17 protein-coding genes are annotated in these 18,320 nt (G+C 38.9%); 1 reads left to right on the top strand and 16 read right to left on the bottom strand.

What is annotated here, in order from left to right; all coding sequences use genetic code 11:
* Window positions 1-40: 40 nt before the first annotated feature.
* The 14 genes from QUG14_RS20415 to QUG14_RS20350 all read right to left on the bottom strand — a co-directional run bounded on the left by QUG14_RS20415 (window position 41) and on the right by QUG14_RS20350 (window position 14,639).
* Window positions 41-631 (bottom strand): hypothetical protein, encoded by a 591-nt coding sequence (locus QUG14_RS20415; RefSeq protein WP_289342269.1) that lies wholly within the window; start codon window positions 629-631, stop codon window positions 41-43.
* Window positions 632-645: 14 nt separating this feature from the next.
* Window positions 646-2,313 carry a serine/threonine protein kinase gene (locus QUG14_RS20410; protein ID WP_289344197.1) on the bottom strand — a complete coding sequence of 556 codons (1,668 nt, stop codon included), beginning with the start codon at window positions 2,311-2,313 and terminating at the stop codon, window positions 646-648.
* Between the two features lie 25 nt (window positions 2,314-2,338).
* Entirely contained in the window at window positions 2,339-3,106 is a 768-nt protein-coding gene (locus QUG14_RS20405; RefSeq protein ID WP_289342268.1) for a PP2C family protein-serine/threonine phosphatase, read from the bottom strand.
* A gap of 18 nt (window positions 3,107-3,124) precedes the next feature.
* Window positions 3,125-4,366 carry an FHA domain-containing protein gene (locus tag QUG14_RS20400; RefSeq protein ID WP_289342267.1) on the bottom strand — a complete coding sequence of 414 codons (1,242 nt, stop codon included), beginning with the start codon at window positions 4,364-4,366 and terminating at the stop codon, window positions 3,125-3,127.
* 29 nt (window positions 4,367-4,395) lie between these two features.
* Window positions 4,396-4,701 carry a WXG100 family type VII secretion target gene (locus QUG14_RS20395; protein ID WP_289342266.1) on the bottom strand — a complete coding sequence of 102 codons (306 nt, stop codon included), beginning with the start codon at window positions 4,699-4,701 and terminating at the stop codon, window positions 4,396-4,398.
* 31 nt (window positions 4,702-4,732) lie between these two features.
* Window positions 4,733-5,038 (bottom strand): WXG100 family type VII secretion target, encoded by a 306-nt coding sequence (locus tag QUG14_RS20390; protein WP_289342265.1) that lies wholly within the window; start codon window positions 5,036-5,038, stop codon window positions 4,733-4,735.
* A 286-nt stretch (window positions 5,039-5,324) separates the two neighbouring features.
* The gene (locus QUG14_RS20385) at window positions 5,325-5,534 is read right to left on the bottom strand and encodes a hypothetical protein (protein WP_289342264.1); all 210 of its coding nucleotides are present in this window, start codon (window positions 5,532-5,534) and stop codon (window positions 5,325-5,327) included.
* 11 nt (window positions 5,535-5,545) lie between these two features.
* Window positions 5,546-7,138, bottom strand: coding sequence for an Mbeg1-like protein (locus QUG14_RS20380; RefSeq protein WP_289342263.1), 1,593 nt, complete (start codon window positions 7,136-7,138; stop codon window positions 5,546-5,548).
* Window positions 7,139-7,140: 2 nt separating this feature from the next.
* A complete protein-coding gene (locus QUG14_RS20375; protein WP_289342262.1) occupies window positions 7,141-7,890 on the bottom strand; it encodes a DUF5037 domain-containing protein in 750 nt (249 codons plus the stop codon).
* Between the two features lie 151 nt (window positions 7,891-8,041).
* Window positions 8,042-8,347 (bottom strand): WXG100 family type VII secretion target, encoded by a 306-nt coding sequence (locus QUG14_RS20370; protein WP_289342261.1) that lies wholly within the window; start codon window positions 8,345-8,347, stop codon window positions 8,042-8,044.
* Between the two features lie 24 nt (window positions 8,348-8,371).
* Window positions 8,372-8,674, bottom strand: a complete 303-nt coding sequence (locus QUG14_RS20365) for a WXG100 family type VII secretion target (RefSeq protein WP_133370061.1) — start codon at window positions 8,672-8,674, stop codon at window positions 8,372-8,374.
* Window positions 8,675-8,703: 29 nt separating this feature from the next.
* A complete protein-coding gene (locus tag QUG14_RS20360) occupies window positions 8,704-8,967 on the bottom strand; it encodes a methyltransferase (protein WP_289342260.1) in 264 nt (87 codons plus the stop codon).
* Window positions 8,948-13,537, bottom strand: coding sequence for a type VII secretion protein EssC (gene essC / locus QUG14_RS20355; protein ID WP_289342259.1), 4,590 nt, complete (start codon window positions 13,535-13,537; stop codon window positions 8,948-8,950). The genes QUG14_RS20360 and essC overlap by 20 nt, the downstream gene beginning before the upstream one ends.
* A 526-nt stretch (window positions 13,538-14,063) precedes the next feature.
* Window positions 14,064-14,639, bottom strand: coding sequence for a hypothetical protein (locus tag QUG14_RS20350; RefSeq protein WP_289342258.1), 576 nt, complete (start codon window positions 14,637-14,639; stop codon window positions 14,064-14,066).
* 346 nt (window positions 14,640-14,985) lie between these two features.
* Here QUG14_RS20350 and QUG14_RS20345 point away from each other — a divergent pair, with 346 nt between their 5' ends.
* Window positions 14,986-15,369: a hypothetical protein gene (locus tag QUG14_RS20345; protein ID WP_289342257.1), complete on the top strand. Its 384-nt coding sequence runs from the start codon at window positions 14,986-14,988 to the stop codon at window positions 15,367-15,369.
* Window positions 15,370-15,467: 98 nt separating this feature from the next.
* On the opposite strand, the gene QUG14_RS20340 is transcribed toward QUG14_RS20345, so the two are convergent.
* Window positions 15,468-16,205 carry an RDD family protein gene (locus QUG14_RS20340; protein WP_289342256.1) on the bottom strand — a complete coding sequence of 246 codons (738 nt, stop codon included), beginning with the start codon at window positions 16,203-16,205 and terminating at the stop codon, window positions 15,468-15,470.
* An 800-nt stretch (window positions 16,206-17,005) separates the two neighbouring features.
* On the bottom strand, window positions 17,006-18,235 hold the full coding sequence (locus QUG14_RS20335; RefSeq protein ID WP_289342255.1) for an RtcB family protein: 1,230 nt from the start codon (window positions 18,233-18,235) through the stop codon (window positions 17,006-17,008).
* Between the last annotated feature and the right edge of the window lie 85 nt (window positions 18,236-18,320).

The following is an 18,320-nucleotide window of genomic DNA, read 5'->3' as shown; positions in this document are numbered from 1 at the left end:
CTCCTTAATGAATGAAAATCATGTTGTTGGATAAAAAATCTTAAATGATTTCATTTGTATGGGTGATTTTTATATCCTTCACGATCTTAAATTCAATTGCTAGCGGCTCTGTAACATTCTCCCTATTCAAATCCCCAGTGGCATGTAAAACCGTGGTCCCACTATCCTGTGACAAGACTACGGTACCGACATCAAGTACTTCCGTTTCATTCATCAGTACTTCAGCCCCGATATCAAATATTTCGTTTTCATTCATCAACACTTCAGTACCTATTTCAAGTACTTCGGTTTCAGCCATCAGTACTTCTGTCGAATCCGAATACATTTTTGACTCTGCGGACATGGTAGACAGTGTGTTTCCTGCCTTGCCTGTTATACCGAATCGTGAACTCACCGGAGTTGTTAACGTTCCTCTTCCAACATTAAACGTGCTTGGCCTATGTTGTTTATTACCGGTACGTTGGTTTTGTTCTCGGATTTCTTGGATCTGTCTTGCGGCTGTTTTACCATTTAAATCACCAATAATCGCGGGAATGTTCATTTTGAAAAACATAAAAATAACCACTATCAACAGGACACCAGCAAGGGAATATCCGACAATAGAAATAAGGTACCACGTTGTTGCATCCATTCGAACTCCCCCTGTCAATTCCGATAGGCTTTATCGATTTCTTGCGCGATTAAATCAAAACGGCCCACTACCTCATTTTTTATAGCGGTTGTTTTGTCTGTTGATACCTCTACATTGTTTGTACTTTTCTTCACAGATTCAACAACAGCACGAAGATCACTTTCTGTTACCCCATCTGCTTTAAACTTCCTAGCATGCTGCTCGACAGAATACATCGTCAGTCGGTAGAGTTCCAATTTAACAATTTCACTTTCGTCATCAATCAGCTTCATCAGCTCTTTGATATTCTCCCAATAAGGTTTATATTTTCCTTTATCAGAAGCTTCTTCAACCAAAATAGTAATATCCTGATTGAATCGGCCAATATCCCGGTAGATTACCGCCATTTTGTAAAAATCACTATCTTTAGAGCCATAGATGACCGCATCATCAAACCACTTTACCGAACTGATCATTCTCGTCGTCTGGTTATCACTCAACTCGCTTTTTCCATAATCATAGTAGTACCAATATGCTTTACCGATTTCAAAGGCAAGTTGGGCATACTTCGGATTTTCGTACAATTCTATTAAATGGGGACTAATTTTCTTCGTAAGTGTTTCTTCTTCTTTTACGGAGAAGGAAGCATTATTTTTAAAGGTACCCACTAATTCCTCATAAGCCTTTGTTTCCGTTGGCTTAATATCAATGGCCTTTAAATAATAGTCGACTTTCGTGCTATCTGCGGCCTGTGCCCTGGCATTTTCAAGATTCGTATTGTAATCATCATTGGTTTTTTGAATATTCATCACTTGCCCTATAATGCCAACCGACAGGAACAGAACAGCCGCCCCACTTACTAGACTAAAGTTGCGTAACTTTGCTTTTTGTTTGGCACGATAAAAGTCATCTATTTCTTCATAATGATTCAGTGCATATAACAACTCAGCGCAGGATTGATAACGATCATTCGGATTAAGCTGCGTGCATTTTTGAATGATTCTTTCCAAACCGCCTGATAATTGCGGATTCCAATGGCGAATCGGATATAACTCGTAGGGAGGCTCACTAGGGTTCTGACCTGTGATTAAATGATAAAGCGTGACACCAAGACAATAAACATCCGTTCTGGCATCACTTTGCCCTTTGCCGCCGAACTGTTCAGGTGCCGCGTATCCCTTGGTTCCAAGACTTACGGTATCTGCAAGATTTTGCTCCTTGTATTCCCTAGCGATACCAAAGTCAATTAATTTTATATTTCCGTCCGGTTTTAACATCACGTTAGCGGGCTTCATATCACGATAAATGATCGGCGGATCACATGTATGCAAGTAATCCAGCACCTCGCATAACTGCTTTGCCCACTCAATAACTAAGTCTTGCGGCTGAGCACCATACTCCTCCAAAATGTTGCTCAACGGTTCACCCTCAATATAGTCCATAATGACATAAATCATATCTTCATGTTCAATGATGTCAACGATACGAGGCAACGAAGGATGGTCGAGCTTCTTAATCATATTGGCTTCGTCAATCGCACTTTGAATGAATACCTGGTTGTTCTTATCTCTGCTGTTTTTTTCAATTTCTTTTACTGCCCACTGTTTGTTAAGACGCTTGTCCATTGCAAGGTATACCTTTGACATCCCGCCTTGTCCAATCAGCTTCAGTATTTCATATTTACCTTCTACAACTGACCCCACTGCTGCCAAACCTTAATCCCCATCCTTACTGAATTTTAACAAGCACAAGTGTGATATTATCGGTTTCTTGTCTTTGCTTATTAAGTTCAACCAACTCTCTTGCTTTCTGTTCCATGAAGGCTTCGTCCCTTAGTACAGCAGGCGAAAAGGCGTTATAAATCTCTGCCTCCGAAATCATATGACGGAACCCATCCGAACAGAGCAAGTAAACTTCTCCCCGTTTCGGTGTTCCGGCTATAAACTGCGGTTCTACTAGTTTAGAAGCTCCGATACATTGCAAAAGAACATTTCGTCGTGGATCACTCTTGGCTTGCTCTGGCGTTAGTGTTCCTCTACTAATCTCTCTGCCGACCACCGTTTGATCTTCGGTTAGTGTTTCAAGCTGTTGGTCCAACCGATACACTCTCGAATCTCCGACGTGTCCAATTAACATAAAATCCGAATCGATTAGGAGCAAAGCTGTCAATGTCGTTCCTAGCTGAATTCGTATTCTTCTTCCATACTCTGCGATTCTCTGATTTTGCTCTTTGATGATTCGATCCCAGCGATATCGGATTTCATCCATATCTCCATTCGCAAGTTGGACGGGCAGTTCCTGTTCGAACCATTCTGAAAAGGCATGGACGACACTTGCACTGGCAACCTCACCTTTGGAGAGGCCGCCCATGCCGTCACAAATAACTGCTAGAACAACCTTTCCAAGTGATGTATCCGCAACCTTCACACATAAACTGTCTTGATTTGTTGCTTTTTTTATCCCAATATCGCTGTATGCCGCTGTTAATACTTCCATTTCGAGAACCTTCCTTGCTTATATGTAAAAAACGAAGTCTTCATTTGCCAATCTTAGTTTCGTTCCTGAGAAAATCTCAACCTCTTTTTCTACCGGAATCACTCGTCCTTCTACATACGTTTTATTTGTCGAGTTATGATCGATAATATAATAACGACGATCCTTTGTAAGAATGTCTGCGTGACTTCGGCTAATGGCATTATTATTGGGAATAAAATAATCACAGTACCGGCTTTCCTTCCCAATACGGAAAGATGGCTTGTCAACGCTGATTTTATCTTGCGTTTTTTCCCTAATTAAATAGGGGAAAGTGGGTTCTTCGCCCATCTCTACACCAAGTACCGTTGTACCCGTATCATAAGGTTCTGCACCCAGGACGGTCGTTTCACTAAAACTTTGTGTATCACTTTTTCTTGCTGCAGACTCATAAACGTTTGTTTCCGAAGCAGAAGTAGATTTTGGAGGCAGAGGTGTTTCAACCAATTTAAAAGGCGTACCACAGTGAACACAAAACTTGGCACTTTCTATATTTTGTTTTCCACAACTGGTACAAAACATCGAAACTTCTTCTTTTACCACAGGAGCGCTAAACGGATCATAGGCAATCGGAGCATTTTTAGACTTTCCTTCCTCTTGCTTAGCAGAAAACCGTTTACTGTCTCCAATCTTGCTTGAATCAGATGGAAGATAGGACTTGTTTTCTACCGGTTTTCCTATTATTTCAAAGAGTGTTTTTTCGAAGCCGTTAATGGAAAAAATGGAGTGATTCTTAAAATAGTTTAAATACGTATTCATGTATCCATGGTCTTCGTGTTTCGTAAAAACCACACGAAAGGGCAAATCATAAAAAAACTCTGCCAAACCATATGGATGTTGGTTATTTACAATCGGCCAAAAAATACATTTAATTTTTTTCGTTCTAGGATCAAGAAAAATAGAATGCCAATCTAGCATAAGATTGTTTACATTCATCAAGTTCTTTTCACAATCCTTTACAACAGCTACTAGTTGCATGATGACACCCAAAAACATCTTCTTGCTAACAACACCGCTAAAATAGGATTGCAGCGGCATCATATCAACGATTGAACCCGTTAACGCTACACCCTTTTTGTTCACTTCTGCATGAACAGGAATAAGATTCTCAAATAACCCGTGAGCAATGGCGTTTAATTCACGTTCATTGATGGCTTCGGGATATAGTAGCTTATTCAAAACCTTATATTTATTTTTCCGCAGTTCAACAGTTGTTTTACCCATAAATATCTCCTGCTATCAGAATTCTAATCTTATAACCAATTTGCTCTATTAACTGCTTTCGATTGTGCTTCCTTATATTGGCTTACAGCATATCTTAAAAACTTTGCATAATTCTCCAATGCTTTCGTCATATTCTTTGAAGTAGAATCATTGTCATCCACCTTATTCCACTGCTGCTGGAAATGTTTTGAATCTGTTCCCTGCCAAGTGGCTTCAAGGTTCTTTACTTCACTCTCAGCTGCTGCCATGTTTTTTTTCTGACTTGTTAGGTAGGTATCAATGGCATCTGCAGCATTCTCAAACTGACTATGGTTTACTTTTATAAACTGACTCAAAAGATATCCCCCTCCTGCAAATGGCTGATTTTTATTTAAACAAATCCGCCAAAAATGTGTTCACTGTTTCTGTCTGTGTGTAGCCGGGATCAACCTGCTGTTGTAGAAATTTCACATAATTATTCATTACTGTATATCTCGGTTCATGATAAGTATTCTTTATATTATAGAAGGAATCCATCGCCTGCTCAGCAGCACTACTATCCCAGACACTATTCAGTGCCCGAATTGCAGACTCGACAGATGAAAAGTCATCTCTGATTCTATTATTATAGGCAGCAATAGTAGTTGCAGCCGCAGCCACACGTCCGGTATCTACTTTTATTAAATCAGCCATTGTTATCCCTTCTTTCCATTTAGTATTGAAGGCACTTTGTATGCTAATGATTTCATCGTATTTGAAAAATAAGCGGAGGAATTCCGGTTAAATTGGAAAATCCTTATAAAACCTTACAAATAAGCGGAGTTTTTCCGGTTATTTGATCCAAATCGTTGGCTTTTGGCTTATTTAGAGCTGTTAACCGGAATTTCTCCGCTTATATCTGCTTCTTAAGCCCCACTATATACATTAGCCGGAAATTCTCCGCCTATTTTAATTCTGATCCCACACCGAGAATCAACCATTACGCTTCCTTCACTTTGGAGGTATCAATATTACTTAGTTTTCGATTAACATCCCTATAATGGTCGGCAATTTTATAAAGCCTTGAGGCACATTTTTCATTTCCGATCCCTTCAAAGCCGCTATCAATCCCTGCTGCAATACTTTCAATTTCGTTAATAATGCTTTGAAGCTCTTGTTTGATATAATACAGCTCATGCTGAGCACTCATGGACCATCCCCCTATCCCAGTTGATTCATAATCTTCCGTTCCGCCGATTCAAAATCTTCTAATGTTTCTTCCAAATAGGAAATACATCGATTAATTCTCCAGCTTTCCCCTGTCATCAAATCTGCCTGCATCAAACTCCATACATCCAAGAGTCCTACCTTGGTATAAAGCGAGTCAAGACTTCGGTCAAGATGGTTCAATCTCTTATTGACTGTGCTTAAGCGCTGAGCATATTCTCGTAGTCTTTGAGTATCGATTTTGATGTAAGGATGGCTGCTCGCATATCGATAACCTGGGTTAAAAAGCTTTCTCGCCCACGAAGTAAATTCTGTGAACACTTCTACGACCTTGGCAATGACGTTATTAATGAACTCCTTCGCCATATTAGCAGCCTCAAGCACTGCCGCAATAACAGTCGTAACGCCATCGATCAACTTTTGCACCATATCTGCCGTAAACGAAAGGGCATCAAGGATAAACGGGATTAACACTTCGCCAAAAAACTCTGGATTGATCCAATAGATGACCGCAAGCGTTGCCCCGATAAGCACTGTCGCAATCAAGACAGTAGGGTGGGTGGCAAGAAAAATCGCAACATGTGCAATGAACGCCCCGGCCAATAGTTTCTTTTGACCATCAGGAAGAGACATGAAGCCTTCCACCGCATGAATAAATGAGTTTGCTACTCCAGCTGGCAGTTCATCCAGCTCCCGTGTGAATCTGCCAATGCTTTCGGCAAAACGATCCATTTCCCCTTTAATGACACGGCCATGCTCATCAAAACCAACAAATGTCATACTATGTTTGGCAGTTAATGGCCCTAAGCCATATTCGCCATACACATTATGTTTTGTTTGAAGCGACATGTAATTAGAACCGGGAACAGGATTTAAAATGGCCCCTACTAATGACCACTGATAATGGTCCATTTTCCCGGCCATATCTCGAATTCCCTCTGCAAAAAGAGGATTCGTTAGAAATTCCTCGGCGAACCCGGGACCATCTCCATTTAATGCCTGGAGGATTTTCGCCCTCATTTCCGGCGGTGCTGTGATCGCCGCATAGAAAGATAAGTTTCCTCCGAGTGAGTGTCCTGCGGTAGCATACGTATCATATGAATATTTAGAATTTATTTCGGCCATATACTGTGCAGCAATCCTCTGCTGCTCGACACCGACACCCTCATTGATCATTTTAAAATCCGTTTGAAGCCAGTCTTTTTCAAACTGATTGCCGTGGGATTCACTGCCCCTAAATCCAACAACCGCATTATTCGGACTCGTTTCAATTAACAGACCATAAAATCCGGATTGATTGTTGTCATCATTTACATCAACAACCTTCCAATTACTGTACTGCGAATTAGGCGATACAAAGCTATTATATAAATCCATATCTCCTTGGGCTCTTGTTGCCTCAATAGAACCAGATTCTGCATTGGCTAAGTTGTTCTCCAGCGTTTTCTTAATCTCGGGTTTGTATTTAAGGATATTTGCCAAGGTGGGTTCAATTCCTTGCTTGGTCAAAAAGGAGATATCCGTATCACTAATTTCATAATAAGCAAGCTGCGAGGCGACAAATAGATCTTGATCCGAATGTGGCATGGTTACTGCACCTGTCTTTGCTCAATAAATTGATCTATAGGAATATTGATCTGTCCTTCATTGATGCCGAAGCCATTTTCTTTGAACCCTTCCAGCATTTGATCAAAATCATCATAAGTCTCGGCATTTTTCTTAAAATATTCCTCGGACTTTTGTAGTGTCTCTGTGTCTGTATAGTAGATTTCAAGTGCGGCATTTATGGGGAGCTTTTCAGCAAATAATTCCTGATACACTTGGAACTCCTTCTCTGCTTCAATGTTGGTCATGGCAGTTTTATCCAACAGCAAGGTAAGAACAATGGGAACATTCGTATACCCTTTGGAGAAATCCTCCAATGAAACCTTACTTTTATCTGTATAATCAGTATCGGCAAAACCGACATATATTTTTAAGAAAAAATCATCCGTTAGTTCTCGGATCTTGTCACTGGCAGTCTGTTTGATTTCATCTTCGAGGAGTGCCTCAACGTATTCATCAATCATCCACTTACCTTCCTTTTGGACCTTTGCTTCAAACATTAAATCTTTATTTCCTTCCGGCGAAGCTACTACTTTAAATGTGTTACCGGTCAAGGTTCCATACCCTTCACCAGACGTATAAATGCTAAAATCCTCATTATACTTTTCCTTCAAGAGTTTTTTAGCGATATCCGCCCGATCCTCACCTTTTGAAAAGAAACTCATACACCCACTCACTCCCAATAAAGAAATAATGGCTAACAATGACAATGCTGCAATTTTTACTTTTCTCATGAATACAACGCCTTTCCACGTTAAAATCGGTTTTACGATTTTAACAGCAATTGTTGCGAACACTATATAAACCCGTTACGAAGTTATTTTCATTTTTAGATGCTGCTAAAGACGATGGGACTCCATCGCCTTTAGCGCAAGCGTAAATACCTTATTTAAATGCGTCAGCTAAACTAATATTGGCTGTTTCGGTTTCGAAGTAACCTTGTTCTACGTTTGTTCTTAAAAATGTTACATAGCTGTTAAGAATATCTTGATAGTTTTGGAAAAACTTTGCCGCAAACTCATCAAAAGAAGCAATGGTTGCTTGGGCTGCTTCCCCATCCCATGTATTTGATAGATTTTGGATTGTTTTCTGACTTGTTTTTAACTCTTCAGCAAGTCTTTCGTTCAACCCTTCGATTGTTTTGGCAATATCGCCAACTTGCGCCGTGCTTACTCTGATTTGTCCAGCCATTTCCCTCACTCCTTTTTTATTCAATTAGTTTGTTAATCTTCTTACTTGAGCTGTATTACTATCTTGCATTTGTGCATAATTGGCTCTTTGTGTCTCAAGCGCTTGACTTGCGGTTAGAAGTTTATCTGCCATACTTTTTAAATCATCGTTAAATCCATTGATTTGATCAACAAACGCAAGGTTATCTTCACCCTCCCATGCTGAACCCATTGTTTGTGCTGCCTGCATCAGTTGGGTATAGATACCAGTGTACGTTTCGGATAGTTCTGCCATTTTTTTAGAAGCCGTTTCTAGTTCTTGCGGTGTTACTTTAATTACTTTTCCCATTTTTCTATCTCCCTTCTGTCCGTAATAATCTATATCAACATCAGTTTAGAACCGTTTTTAATCCCCAGTTCACAAACAGGCATGTTAATATTGTAAATAATTCCAGTGGCTGCATCGCATAAAACTGCGCTGCCATTGGCTTTGTATTTTCCATGAGATAAGTCGCTTAGCAAAACGGATACTAATTGAAGTACTTCGCTCATTTGGCTTTCTAATGGTATGTACACATCAAAACGTGTGTCAGCAGCAGGAAGGAAGATTTCAACAAGTACTTTATTCAACGTTGTCACCATTCTCCTTTACTGAGTTTAATAGCTTAACCTTTATACTCTTCCCTTTTTGCAAAGAGAAGCCAAATTCAGCAGTCATGTCTTCACGCATTTCAGAAGTGGTTTTTGCAGCCTTTAGGTTAAATTGGTCAGTAATCCCACCGCCTACCCAAATACCATCACCAGAATTCATATGTTGTTTATACCATTTGTCAAACGTGATTCCTGATAGATTCTTAGATTGCTCAGCAAATAGGATCGTCATGTTGTACTTGGCATCACCTTTTTCAAGAATTAAACCAAGTTTCTCTACCCCTTCTTTTGACAGAGCATTTTTCAAAGCCACAACTGAATTAATAATGATCACCTTTTGATCAAAAGGTTCAGCTTCGACACCCTTTTCAATCGCCTCTTTGTAAGTGTTATTACGATAAAGCACTAATTCAAACAGTGCATGTACCGTATTTTCAAAGTCTTTAACGGTAGAATAATAGGTCATATGACGATTATCTTTCGTAATAAAACTTTGCTGTCCATCCATCACAGTCACATCAAAACCACCATGATTTGCCATGAAGGCAGCTAAATCATGGGTGAAACCTAGATGTTCTGTCGATGAAGATAAGATCATATGGATATAAGATTTTCCAAATGGATAATAATGAACGTTAAGCGAGTTCTTTTCAACGCCAATTGGGATGGTAAGACTTTCCTCAGAAACATACTCGGATAAAAATTCCACATCCACTTGATCTGGTAAAATCGGAATCTTCCTAGCTATATCCCCTTTCCAAGCGGACTGGAGTTTCACAGATTCTTTTTGAATAAACTGAAATGGAACAGATTCATCTGTGATTTGAGCAACCTGGAACTCGTAAATGGCGTCTCTCTTCACAAGTCCTCTGCCTTTATATCTAGATGGGAACAATCCATCTGTTTTACCAACGATAGAAGCATAATCGGATTCATCATTTAGTTGCAGGACGAGCATTTGCTTAAAGTTTTGCAGCAAGCGGAACCGTACAGCATTCGTACCTAGAGCTGTTAAAACAAAGTAAATACCGTACTTCGTTCCTTCACGTGACAGGAAGGATACCGCTGTTTCTTTTTCTTCGTACATTTCAGTAAAAGCCGCAAAGTTATTGACACCAACCACAATCGATGGCATCTTTTCTCCAGTTGCACGTAAATAAGAAGCGAGGTCGCCGCCATAATCCGCAAATAACTTCTTCCTATTTTCCAATTCACTTTGAAGCAGTTTAAATAAATTACTAATCTTCTCACTCTCGTAGGAAAGAATGACATCCCCGACATGAGGCGCTTTTGCAAACGCACGTAAGGTCTCAGAGGCGAAATCTAGTAAATAGATATGGACTTCGTCTGGCGTATGCTCCTGAATAAGGGAGTAGACCATGGTATTTAAGAAAGTTGTTTTTCCACTTCCTGCTACACCGTACACAATCGTATTTCCTTCTTGTGTTAGCGGCAGACGCAGCAAGCATTGTTGTTGTCTTGCCGGATCATCGTACTCACCGATGACCGGATTCAGTACAAATGAATTCTCATGGCCCAGCGTATATTTTTCTTTTACATCATCTAATAGAATCAAAGCTGGTATAGGCTCAAGCCATAGTGGACGTATTTTAATCTGTTCTTCCTGCGCAATCGTACTTAAATAATCGGTGATTACATCCATCTGCTTTTTTGGATTGGCAAACAGGTTTTTCTTCTTATCGATTTTCGCTTCTTTCATCGGGCGGCCATTGCGGTCAATAACCACAACACTAGTATCCTTTTCCACAACCACTTTATCAGAAGGATAATATGGTGCACCTGCCCAAGCAGACTGACCCATTTCAAATAATTCGTTATAACCGACCTGCAGATAAAAGCGTCCGGTATCGGTAAGTTCAGCCGCGTCAGGACGTTTGAGCATGTCCATACTGTCTGCACGTTCTTGAACTTTCAAACTCACCCTAAATTTAGAGTTACTCCAGATTTGATCATCTACCACACCACTCGGTTTTTGTGTGGCCAATATCAAATGGACACCTAAGCTTCGGCCGATACGGGCTGCACTAATCAGTTGAGCCATAAATTCTGGCTGCTGTGTTTTTAACTCCGCGAACTCATCGGAAATGATGAACAAATGCTGCAATGGTTCAGATACAACACCTTCACGGTAGAGCTTTTGATAGTTGTAAATATCGATATTGCTTTCGCCAACCTGTTTGCTGGCTTGTGCAAAAATAGCCTGCCGGCGCTTCAATTCACTTTCAATCGAGATCAACGAACGTTTAATGGCCGCACCATCTAAGTTGGTGATAATCCCAGCGGTGTGCGGCAGGTTTTCAAAGGATTTAGCCATACCGCCGCCTTTATAGTCAATCAAGATAAACGCGACTTCATTCGGATGATAGTTAACGGCCAATGACAAGATATAGGAAATGATAAATTCAGACTTACCAGAACCCGTCATCCCTGCCACCAAGCCATGCGGTCCATGGAACTTTTCATGTAAATCGAGCTTAAATAACTCACCCAATGTATCCACACCCACCGCTGCTTCCAATGATTTTGTTGGATCATTGTCCTTCCAGCGGGTTAATGCATTTAAGTGTTCAACTTTTCCCACTCCAAATAGCTCTAAGAACGTAACCATTTTTGGCAGATTAAAAGAGTTCGCTAACGTATCGAGCGGTACATTCGCTAACTTCACACTTAATTCAGTTGGGTCAGCAGTTAATGGTGGATCTGGAACAAATGAAATGGATTTACCCGTGATATCATTTTTATCGAACAGTTTACCGCTGTTCTCATCCAAATCCACAACCATCGTACATTCCTTCGGCAGATTTTTAAGTTCATCGTAAAAAGTAACGACAGAAATATAGAGATTCTTTTTCTTTAGATAAACCTGTTTTAACATCTCGGCACGAATCGCTAGCTGCTTGCTCATCGCAAAAACAATATAATAAGGTTTGATATCTTCCATATTACTGTCACTAACAGTTGAACGGGCTTCAATTTCTTTTTCGATATAAGCTGAAACTTCCTTTATTTCATTGTTATTCGTAGCAATAAAGCGGAACTTATTATCATTACTCCAAACATGCGGCAGCCATTTGGTAAAACCAAATTCATCTTCTTCCTCTTGGTCATAGACAAACACCATTTTCACTTCATCATAGCTATACAGCGCGGCTAATTGAAAAATCAATCCCTTTGCAAATTCAACACTTTGTTTTCGATTTCCAATCACACCTGATATGTAATTTTCAAACAAGGATAAGGTAATAGGTATGTTCCTTAAGATTTTCGGAGACTCCACTAAGGTGTACAATTCTTCTTCGAGATTGTCATCATCAATGGAGAATTTCTTTTCGGAATACGAAATATCGGCAGCTAATACACCATTCCCTGTACCCACTCTTAACTTAAGAAAATCATTTTGACCAAGGCCACGTTCCCATAGATTTCGGTCAACTTGATCTATTCGACGGCTAAGGTCATTGACAGGAATATGATTTTCACGCAAGATTTCTTCTTGCCTTTCAGCTTCTTCGTTAAATTTAATGGTGATTTTATCTAAATATTCTTTATACTTTTCTTGGCGGATTTTTTCCTTTTTGCGTCTTCGTCTCATATCATACTTCTTAGACAGTACCGGCCACAAAATCGTTCCAAGAAGCATGCTCGCAGACATAACAATGGAAGGAATGGCTCTAGAAAAGTCACCCGTAGCCATCGCATTATTGACCGCAAAAGTGGCTGTCGCCATCGACGCCATCCCCATCGTCATAGAAGGACCTAACACCAACATCAACGGCATCTCTTCACCAATCGCATTTGGAGGCGGTGAGTCTATTTTGATAACAGCTTTCTCCACGTCTCTTTTAAAGCGAGGGGAACGATAAAAGTAATCCGTTGCCGGTGCTTCATATTCATCCTCTTCGTCTGGAATCTCTGCTTTTTGATTCATAAATGGTTTTAGGACCTTACTTTTTAAAGAAAGTGTCCCATCGGGGTTATTAAAAGCAACAAAGAAACTTCCCACAATCATTTTGTAACCCATGATGTAAATCATATCGCCAATACTTAGGTCCCTGCTCTTCACGCGATCGCCATCGACAAAAGTCCCATTCGTGCTGGTAAGGTCGGTAATGCTCCATTTTCCGTTACGAAATGATAGTGTTGCATGTGAGGCCGACACAAAGTGATTGTTTAGTACGACATCGTTCTTATCGGTTCTTCCAATCGTAATATCAGTGTCTTGATCTACCAAATATTTCGTGAAGGTTTGGCGATCATCAGTACTTGGTTCAATAAACACAATCGTTTTATTATCGGGTTCTTGCGTATCCAAATTGTAGATACTTAACGGACTTAGTACGGTATTACGAATGTGTTTTCCTGAATGGTCTAACACTTTAACATCTTTGTTAGATTTTAGAATCCATTCCCCGTTGATACCTTCAATCCCGATTAATTTCTTGGACCTGTCATTACAATCATAAATCCAATATTGACCTCTAATTTTCTCAGGAAGAGTAATAGAATTAATACTTGCTTTGTTTATTAACGTTACAATCATGTACTACTTCTCCTTAGCTGTATGTTTGAAGATAACCCAGTTGCTAGGATTAACGGGACCTTATTTACTATACTAATATAACAACAGAAAAACAGGCCCGACAAAAAGGAGTACACTTCGGTTACCTATTATGTAGAAAGAATGTCATCTGTAGTATTCTCATCCTACCTTCGACATATAAAAAAGCCAGTTGAGTACCAATTTAGAACAAATTTAAAAGAAATGGCGGATAACCATTTTACGTGTAAAGCGCCCCTTTTACTAAGTTGAAAAATAATCACCAACACCTTGTGCTATCGAGGCAACTTTTACTTTCACTTACTGATAATAGTGAATTTTTTTGGTAATTACCACCCAATTTTTAACTATTCCCAATTTCGGTTCCTTTGTCCCACAGCATTCAATCATTACATGAAACAAAAGACCTCTACCATTCTCCTGGTAAAGGTCTAAAAAGTCCTATATTCACTTGTTCTATATTGGCAAAGCTCTGACAACAACATCATCTTCTAGTCAAATTAGTTGGTTAATCCCAAAAGTTAAAGATGATCTGCCCTACTGTTTCAGGCTTCCAGTAAGCTAGTTGTTCCAATTCTGTACGATTTAATTTTGTATTCTTTGCCAATGTTTGATTAAAAGGAACATTTAGTTCTACTGTACCGAGTACCCGATAAAAAGGAGAAAATGGTTCATTAAGAGTAGGTTGGTCGATGAATGCAATGTTTCCAGGTTCAACGAGGGATGCAAAAGTAAGGTAAGGATAATGTGCATTAAGCAGTATATAGAACACATTACCTAAAACCTTAACGTGAGCATGATAAAAATTTGCTGGGTATTGAGGCGTACTAAACTCTATCACTTTGCCACCGTTACGAGCTGCAAAGTCGAAGCATAACTGCTTGAATTGTTTCCCGTCTACTGTTGGGGGTTTATTGGCTTCTGAATCATAAAAACCCGTAACTCCATTAGGGAGAATCATTACATGCTCACCACCTGTTAGAAACTGAATCAGATCATAAATATCATATATTGTGAAGGTAAGAATTCTATAATGACAAATATCGATATAATTCTTCTCAATCAATCGTTTGATTAAAAGCATTACGAACCCTTTTGGAAAACGAATTTTATCCTCATTTCAAGAGCATTTTTTGTCGAGGAAATGGTTTGCTTTCTTCTATTTTTTATTTTTTGTTAGTTTAATTAAGATTTTAAATCCCCAAGCAGCAATCAATAAAGACAGTACGATTATTGTTAATCCAATTAGACTACCAATTACAATGTCCACCTACATCTCTCCTTACTATAAGTAAAATACAATGTAATAACCAAATAAATTATAACATTTTTTTACTATTTTACTATTTTTTATAAAATAAACCTTTGCGAATTGGTATAATTTGGTATATTATCTAATTTGTAAACTATTTTAATCCAAGGAGGAAATTATGAAAAAAGTATTTATCAAGTCTCTTATTACAACTATGATTCTAGCTATTTTCACTACTACATTTTACCAAAATAGCGCCTCAGCTTCAGGTACATATGTAACCGTAACTACTAACACAAAAGAAGTTGTTAACAGCCCGATCTATCTAGATGGAATCGCAGATGTTAAAGAAAATGCGATTTCAACGAATGCCCTCCCCCCTCGTAAACCCGCTAACGATCCTTTTTGGAAATGGGTATCAGCCACTGTCGCTTTGTTTGCTGGTGTAACAGTTGCAACAGTATTTGTAGAAAATGCAATTAACAATGGTATTGATTCTGCTTGTAAAAAGTGGGGTAAAAAACCTGGCGTAAAGCAGGCTTGTGCAATATTTCAATCCTAATTTATTTTAAATTAAGCTCTCGGCAAAACTAAGCCGAGAGCTTAATATTTCTTTATGGGGCTCCATTCTTGGTAAAATTAAGTTTTTTAGTTATTACCTTAAATATAACTCCAAATAATAAGGAAAATTACAGCCGCAGCAATCAGAAGGACCCTAAATACGCCAACTTTACCATGAACGGTTACCAAATCATTTTTCTGGTCCCATTTTGTGATACCGTTCCTTTTTAAATCGAAATAGGAAACAAGTATACAGATAAAAGATATAATTGGTATTCCAAATCCTAATCCACGCACCCACACTCCAAAACTTCTCCTTAATGCTTGTGTAAAAGTTATCTTTCCCCCATTAATGTTTTTAATTTTTGTATTCAATATGGCCCTTCCAGGAGTAGTTTCAAAAATATATAAGATGAGAGTATCCAGAAATATGCATATAAAAAGGCTTAGAAAGGTTAAAAAAATTTCAGGTATTTCAAGCATTGCATCCGGTAAGAAAATACCTATATAAATCACAATACAAATGGAGTACAATGTAAAATCAACCATTTTAGCAAAATATCTTATCCATGGCCTTCCTTTTGGATAATCATTTTGGCTAGTTACATTGACGTTATGTACGGTAGATTCACCATTAGTCGAGGGTGGAGGTAGAATATAGCTTTGAAAATGATTAGATGCTTTTTCCCAGCCTTCCAAACTTTTAGACCATACCATTGTTTCGCCATCTAATAGTCCCTGTTTAAATAGATTAAGAATCTCTGACTCATTTATTGGCCCCTTTTGTTCATTATCACTAACATAAAACCATTGGTTTTCATCAATCCTCTGTTCCATACTCCCCCACCTTTTTTAGGTAAATTATACCACAAAGAGAATGTCTTGTGACTGAATTTTCTGTGAATTTTACCTAAAACCATAGGGACGGTTCTCGCGGTTTTTTCTTGATTAAGAGGTTCAAAAGTTATAGCCGGTTATACTTTTTGCAAAACCTGAGATCTAATTACTAAGAAAAAAGAAGAGAAAAAAAGCCATCAGAACCGTCCCCACGGTTTTAGATTTTCCCTTAAGGTTTCTCGACAAATAACGCATAAGTTTTTCTCAATCAAATGTTTGATTAAAAGGGCCACAAACCTTTTTAAAAAACGAACTCTACCATCATTTCAAGAGAATTTCTTGTCGAGGACTAGTTCTGTTTTCTACTAAATAACTTCAAAAACCTCCAATAAAAGTGGATTACTACAATTACAACGGGTTCTTCCAAAATGCCATGCTAAATAATCGTTTGTGTAAAAATGAAATAAATCCCGTTACATAAAGCTTTCTTACTTGAATCTAGCAAAATAATTGTCGTAAATAGGGGGGAATTTATAGTCTATTTTGCGAAGATCCTCTAAAATAAACGATTTCCCTGGAAATCGACATACTCTGGCATAAACCTTGTTTATTCCCTATTACACAAACGTTTGATTAAATAGGAAGTAATCCATTTAAAGACAAGCTTAAAGAACAATATTATAAGAAAAATAAATCGAAATCTGCCTAAATAACTTCAAACTCTTCTGGTGCCTGGCACCATATCCTTTCTCTCTATATACACAGAAAAAGAGACTATAAGTAGTCCCTCCCATGTAACACTATGATTTTCTATATCTCCCAGGCACATATTTCTCACTAGCCTTAAAGTTATAAACCGGTTTAATAAAGTCAACAATTTCAGAGGTTTCTTCAATTTTTTCTAAGATTTCATTCATCGGCTTGTAGGCCATTGGGGCTTCATCGAGTGTTTCTTCAGAAACGGATGTCGTCCAGATACCTTCCATTGTTTTATGAAAGTCATCCATCTTTAAGGTTTTCATTGCTTTTGTGCGGCTCAAAACACGCCCTGCTCCATGTGGTGCTGAAAAATTCCAATCCTCATTCCCTTTGCCCACCGCTATTATCGAACCATCTCTCATGTTCATCGGTATAATCAGTCGTTCTCCCTTTTGAGCAGAAACGGCCCCTTTTCGTAAAATCAAGTTCTCGGTATCAATATAATTATGCACGGTATCGAAGCGATCCAGTTCATCAAATCCCATTTTTTCAACGATGGCCCTTGCAATTTCCTCGCGGTTTGCTTTCGCGAATGCTTGAGCTAACTTCATATCGTGAATATAATTTTCAAAATCCTCGCCTTCCAAATATGCTAAATCATTTGGAATCACTGGATTCTTATCTTTGTATCCTTGAATGGCTGCTTGGATTTCCTTTTCTCGACCCTCAGCTTTCAACTGTTCAATCATCTCTGTTAAATCATGTTGACGAAGCTTTGAGATGGCTACCTTTTGATAATATGTGGCAATCTTTGCGCCCACATAACGGCTGCCGGTATGAATCGTTAAAAAGTGGTTGCCATCGGAATCAACAGACATTTCACAAAAATGATTGCCCCCGCCGAGCGTTCCCAAGCTATAAAGACTTTTATTCTGACTCAGTATATGCTCAGCCTTAAACTCTTCTGGGGCTGGAAAATTGGTATTAATAAATCTTACCGTTTCATCTGTATGGAGTTCATGTCCACTTGGGACGCATGTTCGAATAACGTGATCCAGCTTGTTAAAATCCACCTTTTTATCCTGAAGCTTGACAGTGAGGACGCCGCAGCCAACATCGACACCCACAAGGTTAGGGACAACCTTATCCTTTAACTGAATGGTTGTGCCGATTACACAGCCCTTCCCAGCATGATAATCTGGCATTATACTAATCTTTGTATCCTTTAAAAAAGCTTGATTACATAGCTCCTGTATTTGCTCAATTGCCGTTTCCTGCGGGTAATTGGAAAATACCTTTGCTTCCGTTTGCGATCCTTTTATTGTTATCATTAGCTTCCCCTCCCCCAAAGCAGATTACCAATAGGCTACCATCTAACGTACCATTCCGACAACGAGTTTCGTACGACAATTTACA

Origin of the sequence: Neobacillus sp. CF12 (assembly GCF_030348765.1) — a bacterium.
GTDB lineage: Bacteria > Bacillota > Bacilli > Bacillales > Cytobacillaceae > Neobacillus.
Note: the sequence above shows the minus strand (reverse complement) of the source record. Positions and strands in the feature narration are given on the sequence as shown.